This window comes from Marinobacterium lacunae, from assembly GCF_000705555.1.
GTDB classification, from domain to species: domain Bacteria; phylum Pseudomonadota; class Gammaproteobacteria; order Pseudomonadales; family Balneatricaceae; genus Marinobacterium_D; species Marinobacterium_D lacunae.
On record NZ_JMQN01000003.1, the window covers coordinates 1 to 962 of the forward strand.

General features: G+C 56.8%; 1 protein-coding gene. It reads left to right on the forward strand.

Annotated features, from left to right (window positions below):
- On the forward strand, positions 1-962 hold a 962-nt coding region (gene tuf / locus ADIMK_RS00020; protein ID WP_036182172.1), incomplete at both ends, for an elongation factor Tu.

Sequence of the window (962 nt, forward strand, 5' to 3'; positions counted from 1 at the left end):
CCGGAAGAGCGTGAGCGCGGTATCACCATCAACACCTCGCACGTAGAGTACGAGTCTCCGACTCGCCACTACGCGCACGTTGACTGCCCGGGACACGCCGACTACGTCAAGAACATGATCACCGGTGCTGCGCAGATGGACGGCGCGATCCTGGTATGTTCAGCCGCTGACGGCCCCATGCCGCAGACGCGTGAGCACATCCTGCTGTCTCGTCAGGTTGGTGTACCGTACATCGTCGTATTCCTGAACAAAGCCGACATGGTTGACGACGAAGAGCTGCTGGAGCTGGTTGAAATGGAAGTGCGTGAGCTGCTGGACAGCTATGACTTCCCGGGAGACGACACTCCGATCATCGTTGGTTCTGCGCTGATGGCACTGAACGGCGAAGACGACAACGGCATGGGTACCAGCGCTGTTAAGAAGCTGGTTGAGACTCTGGACGAGTACATTCCTGAGCCGCAGCGTCTGGTTGACCTGCCGTTCCTGATGCCGATCGAGGACGTATTCTCGATCTCTGGTCGTGGTACTGTTGTTACCGGTCGTATCGAGCGTGGCATCCTGAAAGTGGGTGACAGCATCGAGATCGTGGGTATCAAAGACACCACCACTACTACCTGTACTGGTGTTGAGATGTTCCGCAAGCTGCTGGACGAAGGTCGTGCAGGCGAGAACGTTGGTGCGCTGCTGCGTGGTACCAAGCGTGACGAAGTTGAGCGTGGTCAGGTACTGGCCAAGCCGGGTTCAATCACTCCGCACACTCAGTTCGAAGGCGAAGTCTACGTACTGAGCAAGGAAGAAGGCGGTCGTCACACTCCGTTCTTCAAGGGCTACCGTCCGCAGTTCTACTTCCGTACAACTGACATCACTGGTGCTGTAGAGCTGCCGGAAGGTGTTGAGATGGTCATGCCGGGCGACAACATTCAGATGTCTGTTACCCTGATCAACCCGATCGCGATGGAAGA